Annotated in this window: 15 protein-coding genes; 2 read left to right on the top strand and 13 right to left on the bottom strand. The window is 66.9% G+C overall.

Going from position 1 to position 20,122, the window contains the following annotated elements; all coding sequences use genetic code 11:
- Positions 1-299: 299 nt before the first annotated feature.
- The 5 genes from hydA to AC0IPL_RS18420 are packed head-to-tail and all read right to left on the bottom strand — an operon-like array spanning position 300 to position 5,255.
- Positions 300-1,718: a dihydropyrimidinase gene (hydA, locus tag AC0IPL_RS18440; protein WP_474276391.1), complete on the bottom strand. Its 1,419-nt coding sequence runs from the start codon at positions 1,716-1,718 to the stop codon at positions 300-302.
- Positions 1,715-2,986, bottom strand: coding sequence for a cysteine desulfurase-like protein (locus AC0IPL_RS18435; protein ID WP_474276389.1), 1,272 nt, complete (start codon positions 2,984-2,986; stop codon positions 1,715-1,717). The genes hydA and AC0IPL_RS18435 overlap by 4 nt, the downstream gene beginning before the upstream one ends.
- A gap of 20 nt (positions 2,987-3,006) precedes the next feature.
- Positions 3,007-3,744 carry an amino acid ABC transporter ATP-binding protein gene (locus AC0IPL_RS18430; RefSeq protein WP_474276386.1) on the bottom strand — a complete coding sequence of 246 codons (738 nt, stop codon included), beginning with the start codon at positions 3,742-3,744 and terminating at the stop codon, positions 3,007-3,009.
- The gene (locus AC0IPL_RS18425; RefSeq protein WP_474276384.1) at positions 3,744-4,415 is read right to left on the bottom strand and encodes an amino acid ABC transporter permease; all 672 of its coding nucleotides are present in this window, start codon (positions 4,413-4,415) and stop codon (positions 3,744-3,746) included. The genes AC0IPL_RS18430 and AC0IPL_RS18425 overlap by 1 nt, the downstream gene beginning before the upstream one ends.
- A 57-nt stretch (positions 4,416-4,472) precedes the next feature.
- On the bottom strand, positions 4,473-5,255 hold the full coding sequence (locus AC0IPL_RS18420; RefSeq protein ID WP_474276382.1) for an ABC transporter substrate-binding protein: 783 nt from the start codon (positions 5,253-5,255) through the stop codon (positions 4,473-4,475).
- Positions 5,256-5,429: 174 nt separating this feature from the next.
- Here AC0IPL_RS18420 and AC0IPL_RS18415 point away from each other — a divergent pair, with 174 nt between their 5' ends.
- Positions 5,430-6,143: a FadR/GntR family transcriptional regulator gene (locus tag AC0IPL_RS18415; RefSeq protein ID WP_474276380.1), complete on the top strand. Its 714-nt coding sequence runs from the start codon at positions 5,430-5,432 to the stop codon at positions 6,141-6,143.
- 46 nt (positions 6,144-6,189) lie between these two features.
- Here the strand turns inward: AC0IPL_RS18415 and AC0IPL_RS18410 are convergent, their stop codons facing one another.
- The gene (locus AC0IPL_RS18410; RefSeq protein WP_474276378.1) at positions 6,190-6,849 is read right to left on the bottom strand and encodes a hypothetical protein; all 660 of its coding nucleotides are present in this window, start codon (positions 6,847-6,849) and stop codon (positions 6,190-6,192) included.
- Between the two features lie 160 nt (positions 6,850-7,009).
- Between AC0IPL_RS18410 and AC0IPL_RS18405 the strand changes: the two genes are divergently transcribed.
- The gene (locus AC0IPL_RS18405) at positions 7,010-7,945 is read left to right on the top strand and encodes a hypothetical protein (protein ID WP_474276377.1); all 936 of its coding nucleotides are present in this window, start codon (positions 7,010-7,012) and stop codon (positions 7,943-7,945) included.
- 27 nt (positions 7,946-7,972) lie between these two features.
- Here AC0IPL_RS18405 and AC0IPL_RS18400 read toward each other — a convergent pair whose 3' ends face one another.
- From AC0IPL_RS18400 to AC0IPL_RS18370, 7 genes are read right to left on the bottom strand one after another with little or no spacing between them, the layout of a single operon-like run.
- Positions 7,973-9,175, bottom strand: a complete 1,203-nt coding sequence (locus tag AC0IPL_RS18400) for an ABC transporter permease family protein (RefSeq protein WP_474276375.1) — start codon at positions 9,173-9,175, stop codon at positions 7,973-7,975.
- Positions 9,166-9,915 carry an ATP-binding cassette domain-containing protein gene (locus AC0IPL_RS18395; protein WP_474276372.1) on the bottom strand — a complete coding sequence of 250 codons (750 nt, stop codon included), beginning with the start codon at positions 9,913-9,915 and terminating at the stop codon, positions 9,166-9,168. Before AC0IPL_RS18395 ends, AC0IPL_RS18400 begins: the two co-directional genes overlap by 10 nt.
- Before the next feature lie 3 nt (positions 9,916-9,918).
- Positions 9,919-11,868, bottom strand: coding sequence for a vWA domain-containing protein (locus AC0IPL_RS18390; RefSeq protein ID WP_474276370.1), 1,950 nt, complete (start codon positions 11,866-11,868; stop codon positions 9,919-9,921).
- A 16-nt stretch (positions 11,869-11,884) separates the two neighbouring features.
- Positions 11,885-12,943: a hypothetical protein gene (locus AC0IPL_RS18385; protein ID WP_474276368.1), complete on the bottom strand. Its 1,059-nt coding sequence runs from the start codon at positions 12,941-12,943 to the stop codon at positions 11,885-11,887.
- A 4-nt stretch (positions 12,944-12,947) separates the two neighbouring features.
- Positions 12,948-15,647 (bottom strand): virulence factor SrfC family protein, encoded by a 2,700-nt coding sequence (locus AC0IPL_RS18380; protein WP_474276366.1) that lies wholly within the window; start codon positions 15,645-15,647, stop codon positions 12,948-12,950.
- A gap of 17 nt (positions 15,648-15,664) precedes the next feature.
- Positions 15,665-18,823 (bottom strand): virulence factor SrfB, encoded by a 3,159-nt coding sequence (locus AC0IPL_RS18375; protein ID WP_474276364.1) that lies wholly within the window; start codon positions 18,821-18,823, stop codon positions 15,665-15,667.
- The gene (locus AC0IPL_RS18370; RefSeq protein WP_474276362.1) at positions 18,823-20,121 is read right to left on the bottom strand and encodes a hypothetical protein; all 1,299 of its coding nucleotides are present in this window, start codon (positions 20,119-20,121) and stop codon (positions 18,823-18,825) included. Before AC0IPL_RS18370 ends, AC0IPL_RS18375 begins: the two co-directional genes overlap by 1 nt.
- Position 20,122 lies beyond the last annotated feature (1 nt).

Here is a 20,122-nt window from a genome sequence, read left to right as displayed (position 1 = left end):
GGGGCTCCGAATCTACGATGATTCGAAGGTGGCACATTATGTCCGACAAAAACAGCAATAATGTCGGACATAAATATAAGATGAATTAAGTTATTGATATCAAGCAATATAAACTGGATCCACAGCGCGATTTTCTCTGTTCGGCTCTGGTTCTCAACCGGTTCACAACTGTGAACTCCTCCCCGCCACCGCGCCCCCTGCCCCATCGCCGCCTGTTTCTCGGCTGATTTGATGGGGCAAAAAAAAGGCGCGGCCAATATCAAAGCCGCGCCCAGGTCGTTTTAAAATCGCCCAAACCTCTAGGGCAACTCGCCCGGCAATCCCCGCCGCAGATAGCGCCCTTTCGACGGCAGTGGTGCGAGGACACCATTGGCAAACACGCTCTGCCCACCCAGGATCGTGCGGACTGGCCAGCCGGTGATCTCGTGGCCCTCATAGGGGGTATAATCCGCCCCGTGGTGCAAATCCGCCTGCCGGATCTGCGCGCGGCGGTTGGGGTCCCACAGCGTGATGTCAGCATCCGCCCCGATCGCCAGCGTTCCCTTCTGCGGGTACAACCCATAGAGCTTGGCCGGGTTGGTCGCGGTCAGCGCCACAAACCGCTCCAGCGTGATCCGGCCTTTGCTCACGCCTTCCGAAAACAACAGGGGCAGTCGCGTCTCAACACCGGGAATGCCGTTCGGAACCCATTTGAAGGAGGTCCGGGCACGGGGCGTGTTCTTGCCGGTGCCCCTTTCGCCATCAAAGAAGAACGGGCAGTGATCCGACGAGAAAATATCGAACGTCCCATCCCGCAGCCCCTGCCAGATTGCCGCCTGGCTGTCGGCGTCGCGGGGCGGTGGCGAACAGACGTATTTGGCGCCTTCAAAATCCATGTTCAGCCCCTTCAGATCCTCGGCTGTCAGGGCGATGTATTGCGGGCAGGTCTCGGCAAAAACCCGCAGTCCGCGCCGCCGGGCCCATTGGATTTGCTCCATCGGATCGCGGCCAGAAACATGCACGATCACGATCGGAACATCCGCCAGTTGGGCGTGGGAAATGGCGCGATGGGTGGCCTCTCGTTCGGCGATCTGGGCGTGTGCCTCGGCGTGGAAATAGGGGGCGGTCTTGCCCTGCTCTTCCAGCTTGCGGGTCATGAATTTTATCGCGTCATGCCCCTCGGCATGAACCATGACCAACGCCCCTTCGCGGCGCGCGGCGTCAAAGACCTCCAGTAATTGCGCGTCATTCAACACCATGTCGTCATAGGTCATGAAGACCTTGAACGAGGTATAGCCCTCCGCGACCAGCGCGGGCAGTTCCTGGCCCAGAACCTGCGGTGTGGGGTCGGTGATGATCATGTGAAAGGAGACGTCGCACCAGCATTGTCCTTCGGCAAGGGCGTGGTACGCGCGCACCGCGTCGCGCAGGGACTGGCCGCGTTTTTGCAGGGCAAATGGCAACACCGTGGTGTTGCCACCCGCAAGCGCCGAACGGGTGCCGGAGGCAAAATCATCCGCCATCACCGTCCCGTCGCCCTGCTCTTGCGCGAGGTGCACATGGGCGTCGATGCCGCCGGGCAACAGCAAAAGACCGGTGGCGTTGATCTCTTGCTGGCCGCCGGATATGTGCTCTGCGATCTGGGTGATCTTGCCGCCGGTGACGGCAAGATCGGCACGGTAGCGGTCCGAAGCGGTGCACAGGGTGCCGCCGCGGATCACCACGTCGGGGCCGCTCATGCGGTGACCTCGGCGCGCACTGCGCGAAGCACCTGGTCCAGCCCGTCGGTCAGCCGGTCGACCTCCGCCACGGTGTTGTAATGCACCATGGACACCCGCAGCACCCCGTCATTGTGGCTCTGGTCCATCTCTTCAATCAGACGGCGGGAGTGGAAGTCGCCAAAGCGGATGGCGACGCGGGTGTCGTCCATCGCACGGGCCACGTCGCCGGAATGCACCCCGTTGACGCGGAAGGCGATGGTGGGCACGCGGCTGTTGTCCGGGTTCGACGAAGGGCCGATGATCTGGGTGTCGTTGCGTCCCTTCGCCCAGGCGAGGAACCGGTCGGTCAGCAGTTGTTCCTGGGCCGCGATGGCGGAAAATCCAGCCTCCAGCGCGGCCCGTCCGCTGCCGCCGCCCAGCTGTTGCAGATACTCCACCACGGCGGTGGTGGCATAGGCCAGCTCATAGTTTGGATTGCCCGGCTCCAGCTTGCCCGGCACTTTGTCCCGGCCATAGAAATAGTGATAGAGCCCGTCCAGCTCCTCCAGCAGGGTGTATTTTCCGTACATGATCGCGGTGTGCGGACCGTAGCATTTGTAGAGGCTGAAGATGTAATAATCGACGTCCCAGGCGGCCACATCAATCGCGCGGTGCGGCGCATAAGCGACGCCATCGACACAGATTTTCGCCCCCCGTGCATGCACGAAATCCGCGATCTCTGCCACCGGGTTGATCTGGCCCAGGATGTTGGACACATGATGCACACAGACCAGTTTGGTCCGATCCGTCATCAGCGGGCCGAGATCCTCGAGCGAAAAGGCCCCGGTTGCCGGATCGAAGGGCCAAACCTTGACCACTACGCCAAATTCCGCCAGCCGCTCCCAAGGGCCGATGTTGGATTCATGGTCGGCATGGGTGACGATAACCTCGTCGCCCGGTGCGAATTGGCGGCGCATGGCGGCGGCCAGGTTCTGGGTCAGAACCGTGGTCGAGGGGCCAAAGACGATCTCCTCCGGGCGGGTGGCGTTCATCATCACTTGGGCGGCGCGGCGGCCGGCCATCAGTGCCTCAGCCGCGGCCTGCGAGATCTCGTAGCTGCCGCCGATCTGCACATCGCGATGGGTGAGAAATTCGACAATGCGGTCGATCGCGGTTTGCAGCGTTTGCGAGCCGCCGGCATTGTCGAAAAACGCCCAGTCCTTGGCCAAGGCGGGAAACTGCGCGCGCAGCATTTCCATGTCCAGCCGGTCCTGATCCTGATGCGCGTGAGGCTGTTGCTTGGGCATCCTGTTGTCCTTTGTGTTCGTTAGTGATCCAGCACCGCGTGCAGGAAGTTTCGGGTTCGGGCCTCCTGCGGGGCCGTGAAGAGCGTCTCGGGCGGCGCGGTTTCGACCACCGCGCCGCTGTCCATGAAGATGACCCGGTCCGCCACCTGACGGGCAAAGCCCATCTCGTGGGTGACGACCACCATGGTGACACCGGTGCGGGCCAGATCCCGCATCACGTCCAGCACCTCGCCGACCATCTCCGGATCCAGCGCCGAGGTCGGTTCGTCAAACAGCAGCACCTGCGGTTCCATTGCCAGCGCGCGGGCAATTGCCACCCGTTGCTGCTGACCACCGGACAGCCCGCTGGGGTATTTATCGGCATGGTCGGCCAGACCGACCCGAGCCAGCAGGGCGCTGGCCTGTTGGCGCGCCGCGGCGCGGGAGGTGCCGCGCACCCGGCGAGGTGCCAGCATGATGTTCTCCAGCACGGTCAGATGCGGAAACAGGTTGAAGTTCTGAAACACCATGCCGACCTCGGCCCTTACGCGGGCCAGGCTGGCGCCGGGCTGTACCGGCACGCCGTCCACATGAATGCTGCTGTCGCGCGAGAAATCTTCGAGCCGGTTGATGCAACGGATCAGGGTCGATTTGCCGGAGCCGGAGGGGCCGATGACGCAGACCACCTCGCCCTTGGCGATCTCCAGATCGATGCCGGTGAGGGCGTGGAAGGTGCCGTAGTGTTTGTGCAGATTGCGGATGCTGATGAAGTCGTCCATCACGCTTTCCCCCGATTGAAGCGCTGTTCCAGCCGCGACACCATCAGCACGGCGGGCAGCAGAAAGGCGAGGTAGATCGCCGCCGCCCCGATCAGCGGCGTGGGATTGGCAGCGAGCGCCTGGGCCTGGGTGGCCTGTTTCAACAGATCCGGCATCGCCACCACCGAGGCAAGGGCAGTGTCCTTGATGACATTGATGGAATTGTTGGTCAGCGGCGGGATCACCAGGCGGATCGACTGCGGCAGGATGATGTCGGCCATGGTCTGGCGCGGGCTGAGGCCAAGCGCGGCGGAGGCTTCGAACTGGCCTTTTGGCACGGCTTCGATGCCGGCGCGAAAAATCTCGGCCGTGTAGGCGCCGGAGACCATGGTCAGTGCTGTCATTGCCGAGGCGAAGGGCGACAGGCGGATGCCCAGGAACGGCAGCGCATAGTAGACGATAATCAGCAGCACCAAGAGCGGAATGGAGCGAAAAACGGCAATGTAGAGCCGCATAAGCAGCCGGATGGGCGTGGGCGCATAGAGCCGCGTGAGGCACAGTGCGAGGCCCAGAACCAGCCCGGCGAGAATGCTGGCGACGCCCAGTTTCAGCGTCAGCCACAGCCCCTTGAGCAGCATCGGCCAGCTTTGTCGCAGCACCTCTGCGTTCAGGAAAGTGTCAAAAATGTCCATGATGTCCCCTTGCCGGACCCAGGGTTGACGCCGGGGTCCGGCTGGTAAGTTCGGTGGTTATTTGGCCATCGGCATGTCGAGCACGGTCACGGTGGAGGTGCTGGCCTCGGGCATGACGCCGAACCATTTTTCATGCAGGGAGGCGAGGGTGCCGTCTTGTTTCAGGTCGGTCAGCACCGTGTTCACCTCAGCCGCGAGGGCGGCGTCCTTGTCGAACATGAAGGAGTATTTCTCGCCGGTTTCGATGCGTTGGACAACCTTCAGCGCGGGCTTGTCCTTGACGTAGTAGAGCAGTGCCGGGATGTCGGAGATGTAGCCGTGGATGCGGCCGGCCTGGAGATCCAGCATGGCGGGGGCGAGCCCCTCATAGCGGCGGATGTCGGCAAAGCCGTGCTCCTCGGCGTGTTCGGTGGCCCACATGTCACCGGTGGAGCCGGTGTCGACGCCAACGATCTTGCCCTGCATGTCGGCGAGCGAGGCGGGGCCGTCGGCCAGCGCAGTCAGCGACTGGTCGCTGTCGTAATAGGGCTGGGCAAAGCTGACGGATTGCAGCCGCTCGTCGGTGATGGTGATCGAGGACATCGCCATGTCGATGCGGCCCGATTGCACCGCCGAGAACAGCCCGTTGAAGGGGATGTTCACGATTTCGATCTCGCGGCCCAGCTTGTCGGCAACGGCGGCCGCCAGGTCGACCTCGAAGCCGGTGAACGTGCCCGATGCGTCCTGGAATTCCCAGGGCACGTTGCCAATGTTGGCGCCGATTTCCAGCGTGTCCTCGGCCTGGGCAGCGGAGGCAAACAATGCGGTTGCCATGGCGGCGACCCGGATCAGATGTGTCATGGTTTTGTTTTCCCTGTTGTGGTCGTCTTGGTGCCGGTGGGCTTATCTGGCCTAACTGGTCAGACCAGTCCTACCGGTATGAACAAGCTGGCGCGAGTCCGGGCATTATGCAATGATTATTTCCGACACCGCGGTCCAAGCCCTGCGCCGCGCTGGAAAAATGGACGAAATCGCATGCAAGAAGACTATGGCAAACTGCCGGTGACGGAGGTTGTTACCAGGCGAATCCAGACGATGATCCGCACCGGAGAGTTTGCGCCGGAGCAAAAACTGCCCTCGCAGCGGGTGCTGGCGGAACAGCTGGGGGTGTCGCGGGCGTCGCTGCGCGAGGCGCTGCTGACACTGGAGACGCTGGGGCTGCTGCGCACCCTGCCGGCCCGTGGCACCTTTGTTGCGGGCAATGTGGGCGAGGCGGCAGCGGCGCCGCCCTTGGCCTGGCGGTTCAGTGGGAGTTTTTCCCTGCTGGAGGCGTTTCAGACCCGGTGCCTGGTGGAGGTGGAGCTGTGCCGCCTGGCGGCGCCGGAGATCACCGCGCCGCAGCTGGAGGCGCTGGCCGAGGCCTGTGCCGCGTTTGAGAGCGCCTGGCGGGCCGGGGATCTGGTGACGCATGTGGAAGCGGATCTGGCGTTTCACGCCAGCATCGCCGAGGCCTGCCCCAACGCCATGCTGCGGCAGCTGTATCAGTCGATCAACGAGGTGCTGACAGAGAGCCAGCGCGCGCCGATCCCACGCACGCAGTTTGCCCGTATGGAGGCCTCGATCCGGGAGCACCAGCTGGTCCTGGCGGCCTTGCAGGCGCGCGATGCGGCGGGGGCGGCGGAGGCGATGCGGGTGCATATCTGTAATACGGCCGCAATTGCCGGGGTGGAACTGGCGTCGCAGGCCTGAATGTGGTGCCCCCCGGCACGCGCAGAGCAGAGGCGGTCTGAGGCCGTCAGCCCGGTGGGCGGGCAAAGGTGACGGTGGCGCGACCGCCGGTCTCGGGCTGTTCCGTCGCGCAGCTGGCGCGACCTGCTGCGGCGGCGGTGCAGGTGATCTGGCGCTGGTGGATATAGCCACCGTCTGCGCAGGGCAGGTTGCCCGGTTCGATCAGCGACAGCTGCGCGCCGTTGAACCCGGCGATGACCGGGCCGCTGCATTCCATCCCGTCGCTGGCGCGCATGGTCTGGGTGCCGTTGCCCCGCGCGTCAAAGCACATCTGCCAGTGGTCGTAATGGCGGATCACCCCTGTATCGACATCGCGGGTGCGGTAACGGGTGTCCAGAGACCAACAGCCTTGCAGCATCGCAAGATCTCCACTGTCCCAGCCCTCGGGGGTGAGGGGGGCGGCGGGATCCGGCGGGGCAGGGGGCAAGGCGGTGCAGTGGCGTGCGGCCAGTTCGCGCTCCAGCTCGAAGATCCGGCGTTCCAGCGTGGTGCGCTGCTGATCCGCAGAGGCGAGCGCCGCGGCGGTGCGGCTCGTCTGCTGCGGCGGGCACGCGCCCTGCGGGCCGATCAGGGGCAGCGCGCAGGCGGGCAACAGCAGTCCCGCCGCCGCAGCCAGCAACGCCAAGAGAGCCAGGCAGCCCAGCCCGATCGCAAGAGCAAAACGCAATGGCTTCCCCGTTATCACCGCCCCGCACACCCGGTCCAAGGTTGCCGATATTGTGCAGGCGGTCAATCCGGCGGGCCGGCAGCCGCCGTGGCAGGTTGGCCCTTGGCAGTTGGCGGATTTGTCCTAGGCTGGGAGGGGAGCGGCGATGGGGAAGCGGATCATGTGGGCAAGAGCAATGCGCGGCCTGTGGCTGGCACTGATACTGGCACTGGCCGCGGCCAGCGGTGGCCTGGCGCAGGTGCCGCAATCGCATCCCCAAGCGCAGCATCAGCGCCCGCCGCTGCAAACGGCACGGGTGCTGTGGTTCAACGCGATGCCGGATATGGGGCGTGAGCTGGTCTCGCGCCACCGCCAGCAGATGGCGGAATATGCCGACGGGTTTCAGGGCGGTGGGGTGTTCGAAGTCACCTATACCCGCAGCACCCAAGGCGGCGCGCTGGCGCAGGCGCTGGCGGCGGCGGCCTATGACATCGTGGTGCTGGACATGGGCAACCGGCGGGTGCGGATGAACAAAGCCGATGCGACCGCCCTGCAGCGGTTCTACGGCAGCGGCCGTGATGCGCTGATGCTGGACGGGTCGTTTTCGATCCGCAATATCACCCACAATGCGCGCACCCGCTTTCCCGGGAGCAATGGCTCCAGCGGAAAGCTGTTGATCAACCAGATTGCCGCGCTGGCCGTGCAGGGGGGCGGCATATTGATCGGCACCGACCACGACGCCTGGCAGTTCAACGCCAATGCCGCCTTGGCGGCGCTGGTGCCGGGGGCCAGGTTTCGCGGGCTGACCAACCCGTCCACCGATGGCGCGTTTATTGGCACGGTGCTGCTGGGCCAACGGGTGCAGGTGACCGCGCGGGACATTCTGCGGCACTGGGAATCGGTGCCCAACCAGGGCGAGGCGCCGGTGGGGCAGTTTGCCGATTTCCTGGGTCGCCCGGTGCAGCTCTATGCGTTGGTGGAGACCGCCGACAAACCCGGTGGCGGGCGCAGGCGGCCCTATGTCTCGGCCAGTTTCTCGCCCGGGGAGCGGCGCATTCCGATTGATAGTGCGGAGGCGGTTTTTGATACCCTGCCGACCCACAAGAGCGGCCCCTGATCCCATGGTGCCGGTGGCACGGGTGGCTCAGGTCGCGCTGTCGCGCAGCACTGCGGCGGGGTCGACGGCGGCGGCGCGCCGGGCGGCAAAAAAGGCGGCGAGGCCGACAAAGGCAAAGGTCACACCGGCAATGGCCGCGGCCTGCGCCAGTGACAGCACCACCAGCCCGCTGTCGCGGGTCAGCCCGCTGTCGAACAGCTGCTCTGCCAGCGCGGCGGCGGCCAGAAACAGCAGGAAGCTGACGACCAGCCCTGCCGCTGCCGAGACCAGCGCCTGCGCCACCGGAAACAGCCAGAGCCTGCGCGGCGGAATGCCCAGGAGCGCCAGCGCGGCGAGGGTCTGACGCTTGCGCGCGACCTCGCCCCAGAAGCCGAAGATCAGCGCCGCCGCCAGCCCGAGGCTGGCCACACCCGCGGTCAGCAGCAGCGCGAGGTTGAGGTTGCGGCCCAAGCTGAGGACGCCGCTGACCTCGGCGGTGCGGGCCTCGGTGCGGATGCCGAAACGCTTCTCCAGCCGCGATTGCAGGGCCGCCAGTTGGAGGATGTCCTTGGCAAACAGCCGCATGCCCTCGAACTGCGGCACCCGCTGGGTGAGGTCGCGGCCTTCGGTGATGCCGTGGGCGGGCAGGGCGTATTCGTCGTAGAACGCCTCGACCAGGTCCAAGACGGCGATGTCGGCCAGCACCGAGCGGCCGGAGAGCGCCGCATCGGGCAGCACCGCCGCCACCGTCAGCGGCAGCATCAGCTGGCGCTTGCGCTCGCTGGCCTGGGTGAAGATCTGCACCGTGTCGCCGGGGGCGAAATTCAGCTGCCGGGCCAGACTGGCGCTGAGCACGGCCTGCGCGGGGCCGAGGACCAGATCGCGGGGCAGGGTGGGGTCACCGGTGCCGGAGGGCAGGAGCACGGCATCGCGTTTCTCGATGCTGCCCGCGCGGCGGACGTTGACAAAATCGAACACGCTGCGGGTCTTGCCGGTGACAAAGCCTGCCTCGGGCCAGGCGGCGACCTCGGCGATGTCGGCGTGGGTGAAGCTGTTGTTGCCGGTGGTCTCGATCCGCAGGGTGGCGGGGTCGTTCAAAAGGCGCCCGATGAGCGCGTCATAGACGCCGTTCTTGACGCCAAAGACCACCATCAGCGGCACCAGAACGCCGGCCAGGATTGCGACGTTGCAGAGCAGGTGGATGCGCTGGCGCCAGAGGTCGCGCAGGGCGAGGAACAGGATCAGTCGCATGCGGGGTGGCCCTGCGGTGCCAGCCGCAGCTGGCTGGTGACATGGGCGCGGCCCGGCGGGCTGACGAGGGACAGCGCGGCGCGGTGCAGCGCGAAACGGTCCAGCAGGGCCAGATCATGCGAGGAGATGATGACCCCGGCGCCGCCACTGGCGGCCATGTCGATGAGCAGACCTATGGCGGTGGCGGCGGCATCCGGGTCCAGCGCCGCGGTGGGTTCATCGGCGATCACCAGCGCCGGGCGGTGGGCCAGGGCGCGGGCGATGGCGACGCGCTGGCGCTGGCCGATCGACAGCGCGCCGGGGCGCAGGGCGCGGACCTCCTCCAGTCCCAGCGCGGCGATCAGCTGGCGGCACCAATCGCCGTCGGGACGGGCGGAGATCTGTTGCGACAGGGCGATGTTTTCCGCCACCGTCAGAAACGGCAGCAGGCCGCCGCTTTGCGGAACAAAGCCCATGTGGGTGCCGCGCAGTTCTGCCGCGGGCGTGGCGCTGCCTGTCCAGACTGCGGCCAGATCCAGCGGCGGCGGCGCGCCTGCGTGCAACTGGAAGCGCTGGCAGGCTTGCGGGCGGCGCAACAGGCCGAGGGTTTCCAGCAGCAGCGTCTTGCCGGTGCCGCTGGCCCCGGTCAGCCCCCAGGCCTGACCGCTGGCGAGCTGCAACTGCGGCACCTGCAAGGTGAACTGGCGCTCCCCATCGGCCAGCGAGATCTCCAGCCCCGCAATGTCCAAGAGCGCCGCCATCGCTCAGGGCAGCACGTCAAAGGGCATGGCAAAGACGTGTTCACCGTCCGGCGCGCCGTCATAGAGCGGCGTCCACAGGGTGCTGTCGAACAGCCACTTGCGGTATTGGGCGAGCTTCTGGCGCATGCCGTCGATCATGCTGCGGCGGATCATGGCGCTTTCGGCCCAGCGTTGCCGGGTCATGCCCAGCACCTGGCTTTTGTAGGGCAGCCGGTCGAGGAATTCGAAGGCGCTGCCCAGCGTGTCGGCCTTGGCGTTGATAACGAGATCGGGGTTCTGCGCCATGTCGGCGATCAGCCCCTGAACCTGAGAGAAGAAATCGAGGCTCTGTTCGGAGCTTTGGGCCTGTTCGCCAAAGCGCACCAGGTTGTCCAGCAGCTCTGCCATGCTGGCAAGTTCGTTCTTGGTGACCAGCAGGCGGGGTTCCACGGCGAGCCGGTCGGGGCGTTCGACCGCCTTGTTCGACAGCCAGCCGCGGATCACGTCCGGTGCCTGGGTGCCCCGCGCGCTGCCCAGCCAGGCGAGCTGCATGGCGCGGCCCAGGGCCAGCAGATCTTCCCCTGCTTCCTCGGCTGGCAGCACGGTGTCCTCGCCGCGCACGATGCGGACATGGTCGGTAAGCGCGGTGATGAGGCGGGTGGCGACGCCGGCAAAGGCTTCTTCCGAGCCGCCCTCGATCGGGAAATAATACTCGCGCCCGGCAAAGCGGGACAATTCGCGGTAGCGGCTGGCGGCATAGGCGTGGTTGCCGGCGCCGTTCGGGGTCTTGAGATGCAGGGTCATCACCACGATGTTGCGGCCCTCGGCATCCTTTTGCAGCTCGACCGCGCCGATTTCAGAGCGCGCGTTGGGGTCGCGGGGATCCTTGGGCCCGGCATCGGTGACGAGGATGACATAGCGCGCGTCGATGCGGTCGCCGTCGCCCTGGAGCTGATCCCAGTCGATGGTGTCGATGGCGTCCTCGACCCCGGCGAGGCTGTCCTCGTTGAAGCCGGGGGAGTTGGCGCGGGCGACATCGGTGGCGCGGCCTATGGCGGCGATCACCGCGTCCTGGCTCTGGCGGCGTTCGAGGCCCACCAGCGTGCGGGTGCGGTAGTCCAGTTCCGGCACGGCGGCGGTGTTGTCGCGAAAGCCGATGACGCCGAAATTCACCAGCTCGCCGATCTCGGTGCCTTCGATCTGGCGCACGGTGTTTTGCAACACCCGCTGGGTGAGGGCGATGTAGTTTTCCATTGATTGGGTGGTGTCGAGCACAAAGACGATGCCGACGTCAAAGGCGGACGTGTCGGCCTGGATCTGCTGGGCGCCGGCGGCTGCCGCCTGTTTTGGCACCGAGGCCACCTGCATCAGCAGGATGTCATCATAGCTGAGCGGGTGCAGCGCCTCGGTGAAATCGAGGATCGGCATCAGGTAGAGGTCGTCGCGAATGTTGACGAACTCCTCCGGCTCCACCGAGACCACGCCGCGTTCGCCGTTGATGACCCCGGCGGAGGCTTCGGCGATCAGACGCTCCTGCACGTCGCGCATCGCCTCGTGGTTCATCAGCCAGTCAAGGCTGTCCTGATCCTCGAACAGCAATTGGCGACTGCGCCCGGCGGCGTTGGTGAAGGCGCCGACGATGTTCTGTTTCCACGGCACCGATGTCTCGGCCCGCAGCCAGCCCTGCGGCGGCAGGTTGGGGCTGGGGCCGACCTCCAGCCAGTTGCCCTGGCGGGCAAAGACATAGAGCGGCTGGAAGGCGGGGTAGGTGTCGTCCGCGGGCGCGTCCGGGGCGCTGTGGCGGGTGGCGCCGGGGCGGGTGAGGACCCGTTCATAGATGGTTTCGGTGCCCGCCAGCAGCAGCGGGCGCCGGGGCTGGTCCCGGGGCTGGTCCTGGGCCTGCGCCGGGTGGACGGCAAGCAGCGCCAGCAGGGCGGCGCAGAGGCGCAGGCAGCGGCGGAGGGCAGGCATCATGGCGGGGCTCCCGGAGTTACTGGCAGTGATCTTCATGGGCGCTTTGCGACAGGGTGTCTGTGGCCTCTTGCAGGCGGGTGCAGACGGCGGTGAGGCGGGTTTCGGCCTCCGCCGAGCCGGCTGCGGCGGCGCGGGCGTAATATTCGGCGGCGCGGGCGGGCTGGTCGGGGAAGCTGAGGCCGATTGTGGTCTCGATCGCGTCATCGGTGACCGCGCCATCGTAGATCGCACCAAAGAGCGCCAGCGCGTCGGCGTCATCGGCGGCAGCGGCGCGTTCGAGGTGACCCAGGGCCGCATCCGCGGAGACGGCGCGGCCGCAGCTGCGCAGCTGGTCGGCCAGCGCGGCAAACCCGCCCTGAAGGGCCGCCAGACTGTCGGCGGCGCAAGGGTCGGGCGCGGCGGCTGCGGGTTCCGGTGGCGGCGCGGGCGCAGGTTCGGCCACGGGGGTGGGGCCCGGCTCGGCCGTCTCTTGCGGAGCAGGCAGCCCGAAGTAATAGGCGGCCGCGGCGAGGGCAAGAACCAGCAGCAGCGCCAAGAGGATCAGCGGCAGCCGGGAGCGGTCGGCGGCCTGCGGCCTGTCGGGCGCCCCTGTGGCGGGGGCCTCTGGCGGTGTCTCGTCCTCGGCTTCAGAGAGGTCCGGCGCTGGTTCAGGCGCGGGCGCGGGGTCTGGCGCGGGCGGCGGCGCCGTGGCGAGCGTGGGTTCCTGCGGCTGGGCGGCCGCACCGGTGCCGCCGATGCCGCCAACCACTGCCAGATCGGGACCGGCGTTGATGCTGTCGGGCCAGTAGATGTCCCAGCCGCCGCCTGCGGCCTCGATCCGCAGGTGGGTGTCTTCCTCGAGGTGGTTGACGATGTCGGGGCCGAGGGTGAGGGTCAGCGCATCACCGTCCTGCTGCGCGGCGCGGGCGGGCAGGGTGGTGCGGTTGGGCTGCCAGCCCTCGGGGCCGAGCCATTTTTGCTGGTAGCTGTTGAACACCGCCACCTGCACGGGATCTTCCGCAGCGCTGGTGGCGGGCAGGGTGAGCAGCGCAAAGCCGCCGCGCGGGTGGTCGGGGTCGGGTCTGATGTCGATCATCGGCTCAGACCTCCGCCTGCGGGACCAGATCGCCCAGCACGCTGCCCAGCCGCAGGTTCTGTTCGATGTTGACGCTGCCGCCTTCGCCGTCCTTGGCATTGGCGACGCACATGGCATCAAGCGCAAACACCCAGTCGGTCCAGGCCTCCTCGGACGCGGGGCGGGGATCCTGTGGCAGGCCGCTGGCGCTGTCGGCGCCGCGTCGGGGCGCGAAAGCCTGCCGCGACTGGCCGTTGCCGAGGTCGATCATCAGCGGTGCAGCACCGGGGTCGCGGGCACCCAGCTGGGTGACGAAATCATTGATCCGCTCAGAACAGACGATGGCGGCAGCGGGCGCCTGTTTGTCCAGCGTCAGCCCATAGGAGGTCTGCCGCAGCGTTTCCATCATCCGGCCACGAACATTGGTGCGGGAGAAGCCGTGCACCATTTCGGTGACCAGATCGCCAGCAGCGTCGGGGCTGAGGTGGAAGATGGCGAGGCGCTCCTCGTCCTCGCGCAGGCGGTTCAGCCCCTCGACCCAGACCGCGATGGCGGTGTCGGCCTGAAAAGCCTCTGGTGTCATGGTGCGGATGGGGCTGGGCGCGGCGCCGTTTGCCTTTGGGGCGGGTTCGGCAGTGGCCACAGTGGGCGCGGCGGCAGGGGACGCGGGACGGGGGGGGGCGTTCGGGCGCGGTGGCGCACCGGGCCGCAACGGGGCACCGGGGCGCGCCGGGCTGGCGGCGGGGGGGGCGATGTCGGTGCTTACTGCATTGGTGATGCGGATCGAGGCGGGCACGCGGGAGATGCGGTCCTGCACCGCGTCCTGATCGACGGTGAGCGCCTTCAGAAACGCGCCGAAGCGGTGGTTGGACAGGGTCAGCACCAGCCCGTCGATGATCTGGGCGGCGGCGAGGCGTTTTTCCTCGATGCGTTTTTCGATGTCGTCGGAGACGTGGAACTGGGCCAGCTCATGCGCCAGCTTGGCCGCGAGGGTGTCGATCTGGCTGCGGATCTGGCGCAGCTTGCTTTCGGGTTTGCAGACGCGGGTCAGCTCCGCGATCAGGTAGCTGACGCCGCCGTCGTTCAGCCCCAGCGCCGCCTCCCAGGCGCGGTCGGGATCCTTGAAGTGACGCTGCACAGCTGGCGCTTGCAGGCAGCCGGTTTTCAATTCGGCAACGCGCTGCTGCTTGGCGGGCAGGATGCCGGTTTCCACGTGGCCGTCATAGGCGATCAGCGCTTCGATCGGATAATAGGGATTGCGCAGCCAGTAGCAGTTGGTGAAGGGCGCCTCCCCCGCCCAGCGGTGCACCCAGGATGTCGGCACCTTGCCGAATCCCTTGAGCAGCGAGGCGTCCATGCGGCGTTCGAAGCGTTCGTAATCCTCGGCCCCGGAGGCGCTGTCGATCAGGTGCTTGTCGAATTTGGTCATCACGAAGAACAGGATACAGTCGTTCTGCGCGCGTTCTTCGGGGGTGGCGCCATGGGTGAGGTCGATCCACTGTTCGACCAGCCCCGGCAGGCTGAGGGTTTCCATGTTGCTGTCCGGCACGCAGAGCAGCATCGAGGTGATTTCCTGGTTCGACACGTAGCGGTCGAACAGATAGGCCACCTTGCCGCGCAGGAGCATGTTGGTGACGGCCTCTTCGGGGTTGCGCAGGGTGACGGTGAGGGGGGCCTCAAACCGGTTGCGGGCACCGGGGAAATCCAGCAGGTCGGTTTCGGCAAACAGCGGTGAGGGCTGCTCCTGCATGGGAAACACCAGCTCCGCCGCCAGCGCCGTCATCACCGCGCGATTGAGCTGGCCTTGCTGGCCCGCGGCGGTCTGCACCGGCAGCATGTCGTCCCCCTCCGGCGCGAACAGACCTTGCAGGGTGTTCACGTCGATGATCGAGGTCTCGCGCGGTTGCAGCGCATCAAGCGAGGCGTAGATCACCTCGGCGTGGTTGATGGTGGCCAGGGCGCGGGCCAGTTTGATGTAGAGGTCGGTGAGCGGTTCATAGCCGCCCCAGAGGATCGACAGGAACTGGCCGCGGTCGGCGGGCGCGAGCTTGGGCGCCAGGTCCGCGGCCTCGTCCCAGAAGCTGGCGAGGTTGAAGGCGTATGCGGATTTGCTGACCCATTTCTGAACATAGTCTGCGATTTCAAAGACTTCCTCGTAGTCCAGACCGCCGGTGTCGGCGGCTTCGGCCTTGGGCTGGAAGGTGGCGAAATGGCTGCTGAGCTGTTCCGGGCTGGGCGGTTCCTCCGACAGGTCGCCGTCCTCGTAGAAGCTGTTGATGAGGGTGCGGGCGAGGTCAGCCTCGCTGAGCAGGTTGAGGCGGATCGGAAAGCCGTCGGGGGTGGGCGATTTGGTCATGGTGAAGCGGGTCACCAGGCCGGTCGATTCCCCGTCGCCTGCGGGGTTCACCTGGCTGATGTAATCGAGCTGGCCGCCGGGGCCGTTGAAATCGGCGGTCAAGCGGCCCTGGTCGGGGCGGGCCAGCACCGAGACCAGAAAGGATTTGCCCGCCTGTGAAGGGCCGAAGACGCTGACGCTCATCTTGGTCTGGGCGGCGCGGCCCAGACGTTCGGCGCGGCGCGCGCTTTTGCGCAGCATCTTGGGCAGATGCGCCGCGCGGCCTTCGATGGTGGCGGCGTTTTCAGGGTCGTTGATCCAGTCGAGCGCGGCCCGCGACAGGCGGGCGACGTCGGTGCAACGGGTGGACAGTTCGTCTTGTTGGCTCATTTCGTCATCTCGCTGTCTCAGACCTGGAACACGCCGGTGTCGATCCAGTATTCATCCTTGAAGCCGAGGGTGTGCAGTTTCAGCACCACCTCGCTGGTTTTCATGGCGCCGCCTTCGCCGTCTTCGACCTGGTCGATCTCAAAGGCTTCGCGCATGGATTCGCGGCGCAGCTTTTCCTCGCTGCTGTCGCCGTCGCTGTCATCGAAATCGGTCTTGCGCAGCTCCACCCGGATCGGCAGCGGCCGGGTCTGGTTGCCGGTGGCGGCAAAATCCAGACGGTAGAGCGGCGTGGTGGTCCAGCGCTCCAAAGGCAGCTGGCGCGCGCCGATGTAGACCGGCGAGTAGAGGTTGACCACGGCGGTGTCGTCGCCGGGGCTGTTGCTGTCGAGGTCGAGCCCGGAGAACAGAACCCGCTGGTCGAGGATCTGGCCGTTGATGTCCATCTCGCCGACGAACCGCGCGGTGGAGCGCATCTGGAAGGCACCGGTGGTGACCTTGAAATTCGGGATGCGGTTTTCCGACAGGGCAATCAGCATGCCGCCCACCGCGACAGTGGATTTCGGATCGCCAATCTTTTGCGTCACCGGATCGCGGAACGGATACCAGCGGCCGGTCTTGTACTGATGCATGGAGATCAGCCGGTGCGGCGGCACCACCAGCATTTCCTCGACGATCGAGCGGATCGCGGGCAGGCGGGAGGGCCGACCGGTCAGCAGCACCACGTCGACGCCCAGATGGTCGATCACCTCGCACATGTTGCCAAGCACGCGCTGGAACACCTCGCGGCTGATGGCGTCCACATCCTCGCGCGAGGACTGTAGCACCAGATCGGCCAGCTTCCAGCCCGCGGCCCCCAGCGCGGCGGCGGCGTCCTCGACATAGGAAAGGATGTCGGGGCTGATCTGCGTGGCCGGGTCTGTGGCCGGGTCGGTTGCCGCATCGGGCGCGGCGGCGTCGGTGGCTGCGGCCGGTTTCGCGCTGTCCTGTTCCGACAGGGCCGGGTCTGGCAGGCCCAGGATGCGGGCCACCGGCAGGTCAAACCGGTCGAATTCCTCGGAGGTTTCGCAATGGGCCAGGATCGCCTCGGCCAGCGGCACCAGCACCCGCAGCGAGAACTGGCGGCGGCGCTGCACCGCCTGCTGGTCCTGACCGCCGATGTCGCCGCCGAACAGCTCGCGCAGCTTTTCCGCGACATAGACGCCGCCTGCGGCCTCAATCGATTCCTGGATGCGGGGGATCACGATGGTGCTGACCACCCGGTGCACCAGATCGTCGCCCGCCACGCGAAAACCCTCGCGGAAGGTCTGTTCGGGGTGCAGCACGCGGTTGGCCTCGCTGCGGTAGGTGGTGACCATCAGATCGGTGGTGCCGCCGCCGACGTCGATGCTGGCCAGCCGCAACGAGGGTTCCTCGCCGCCGCCGGGGGCCGGGCGGGTCTGGCCCTTGAGCGACAGGAAGGTGTCGATGCGGCCGTCGAACTTCTGGGTCAGCTCGCTGTAGAGGTAAACCAGCTGGGTGCAGGAGGCCTCGTCCCAGTCGACCATGACTTGCGGTTTGCTGGAGTAGGGCTTGGGCACGTTGTCCAGACCCAGCTGCTGCCAGATCAGCTGCAACGCGCCCAGGGTGCGGGAGCGGATGATCGCCTGTTCCTTTACGGGGGTGGCGGTGGGCAGGCTGAGGATGATGCGGTTGAGCCGTCGCGGCAGGTCTGACTGCGCGCGCCGCGCCCGCGAGGCGGGGTCGTTGATCTGCACCAGCGCGTGGGCGATGATCTCGGCCATCATGAAGCCGAACAGCGACGAGCGCGAGAACCGGGGCCGGATCGCCGGGGTGCTGGGGGTCTCGCCGCGTTTGCGCAGACGCTGGTCCTCCTCGTAGCGGACCTGGCTCATCACATCGCCCGCCTCGTTCAGGTGCCGCATCGCCGAGCGCACCGTCTTGGGCAGGTTGTTGGGGTCCATGTGGTTGTGAAACCGCCAGTCCTGCTGCACCGCCGCGCTGTCCCAGAGGTAGCGTTTGGGCGACGACAGGCCGGAGACGGTCTCGGTGCCTTCCTCGCCCTGGACCAGCCGCAGGGCTTCGGGGCCGATGCGCACGAAACTGGGCCAGGAGAACGCGTTGCGCCGCCCCGAGCGGCTGGCGTAGCGGTCATCGCCAAAGCGCAGGTCGGCGCATTCGACGCGGCTGGGAAACAGGCCGGCATAGTGGAACTGCGGCTGGCTGAGGTCGCGGATTTCCAGCGGGTAGGAGCGCGCAAGGTCGACGCGGGTTTCATCCGGAAACTGTTCGATCAGGATGCCGCAGGTGCGGCTGTTGCCGACATCCAGCACCAGATCGACGTTCACCGGCGTCACCGCATCGCGCTCGCTGACCGTGTTGGCAAAGCGCACACGCGGCGGTTTTGCGGCCTTTTCAACCAGATGCAGATAGGTGAGGTAGCGCGCCCAATGTTCAAACCGGTGCGGCAGGCTGTCTTCGGAGAAGCGCCGACCGGGGCGTTCGGCGCGCTTGAAGGTCAGAAACAGCTCCTTCAGCCAATCGGAGACCCAGCGCTGGTGATCGAGCAGATTGCCGGCCTCGTCGGTTTCGGGGCGGCGCAGGAACCAGCGCATGTCGTTAGGATCGCTGGCCAGTTTGAAATCGCGGGCTTTTTCGGCGTCGGGCAGATCCGGCGCCACATAGGTGCTGGCCGGTTGCTGGGGGATCAGCGCCGTGTCGAGCGCGATCTGCACCCGGTGGGTATGGCCCGAGGCCGGGTCCGGCTCCGCCAGCGCCACCACCCGCATGCGCGCCCAGCTGGAGGGGCCGGGATCATATTGCAGCTCACCTGCCGGGCCGCGCTGGCTTTTGAGGCGCAGGAAAGGGATTGGCACCCATTGGTCGAGAAAGGGGTCGAGCGCGGCGGCGGGGCGCACGGAATATTCGTCGTCATCGTCGCGGCGCCCATCCAGCACCTCGGCGTCGCGGTCATCATCGCCGGTGAGCGGGAACAGGGTGAGGATGTTCTCATCGCCCTGCTGGCCGGTCACCCGCTCGACAAAGCGCAGCGGGCGCATGTCGAGGCTGGCGAGGTCAAAACCGAAATCCAGCATCTGGATGCCGGAAAAGGGCACCAGGGTGATCTCTTCGCGCAGCGCGGAGAGGGGGCGGATCTGGGGTTTGCGGTCGCTGAGCATCAGTTCACCTTTTCAACGATATGGGTCGTGGTCCAGCCCGGCCCGCGGGCGGTGACGGTGCCGCGCATCACCTGGGTGCGGCTGCCATCGCGGATGCGCAGGCGGAAGGGCTGGGTGCGGGCCTGGCCGTGCGGATTGAACAGCGTCACGCGAATGGCATAGGGGCCGGTGGCGGGGGCGTCGAAATACAGGCTCTCGATCGCATCGGTCTGGGCGGAACGGATGTCGTGGTTGCCACCGACATCCAGCCGCCCGCCGCAGCCGCGGCGGTTGTCGAAGTTGATGACCCGGTTGGAGGGGCAGCGCACGTCCAGGTGCAGGTCGGCCACCGAATCCCACAGCAGCGAAATGGTCAGCTGCCCCTCGCGCGCGCCGCGGGCCGCCAGACGGGCGCTGTCGGCGTCGGCGGCCGGGGCGGCAGGCCGGACAGGCGCGGGCACGGGCATGGGGGCAGGCGGCGTCGGCAGTGTGGCCTGCTGCTGCGGCTGACAGGCGCGGTCGGCAATGGCGATCTGGCGTTCCAGCGTGGCGATGCGGTCGCGCAGGATCAACGTGTCGCGCGGCGCGGTCGCGGCCTCCGGCCCCGGCGGTGGGCAATATCCGGGCAGGCCGGGCAGCCGCAGGGCGCAGGCCTCGATCATCAGGAACAGGATGGCGGCGAGCATCAGCGCCAGCAGCAGCCAGCCCAGCCACATCAGCCACCACAGGTTCAGCGGGGCAGCGGCGGCGCGGCGCCCCTGTGCGGAGGCAGGTGCGGCAGCCGTGGCCGCAGCGGCCACGCCCTGGCGGGTGGTGGTCTGGCGGGCGGCGTGGGCGCGCCCCTCTATGCCGCTGAGATCGCCGGTCACGCTGGCCTGGCTGTCGGAGACCCAGGCCCAGTTCAGCAGCACCGGTTGCAGATCGCCGTCGCCCGTCAGCACGTAGACGCTGCCCGGCCCGGGGTAGCGCAGCGCGTTGATCAGCGCCTCGCCCAGGCGCTGGCTGTCGGGGTCGGGTTTGTCCAGAAGCGTCTGCCCCAGCGCGGCGATGTCGGCGGTCAGCGCGGCCAGCCGGTCCTCGGCTGTGTTGCGGTCCTGTTCGTCGAGGTCGGACAGGGGCCGGGGCTGGCCGGCGGTGGTGGCGTACCAGTCGAAGCGATCGCCGTATTGCGTGGCGACCGGCTCGGCGAACAGGGCGGCGTGGGCGTCGCCAAGCGCATCGCGGACGGTGCCGGTGATCAGCTCGAACGAGCGCTGCGGCGCGGTGCCGAGCGGCGCGAGGCCCTGGGTCGAGGTGTTGGCGAGGAAGGCTTCGAACATC

The sequence above is a fragment of the Leisingera sp. SA32 genome (assembly GCF_056033425.1).
This window is presented reverse-complemented; position numbering and strand designations above follow the sequence as displayed.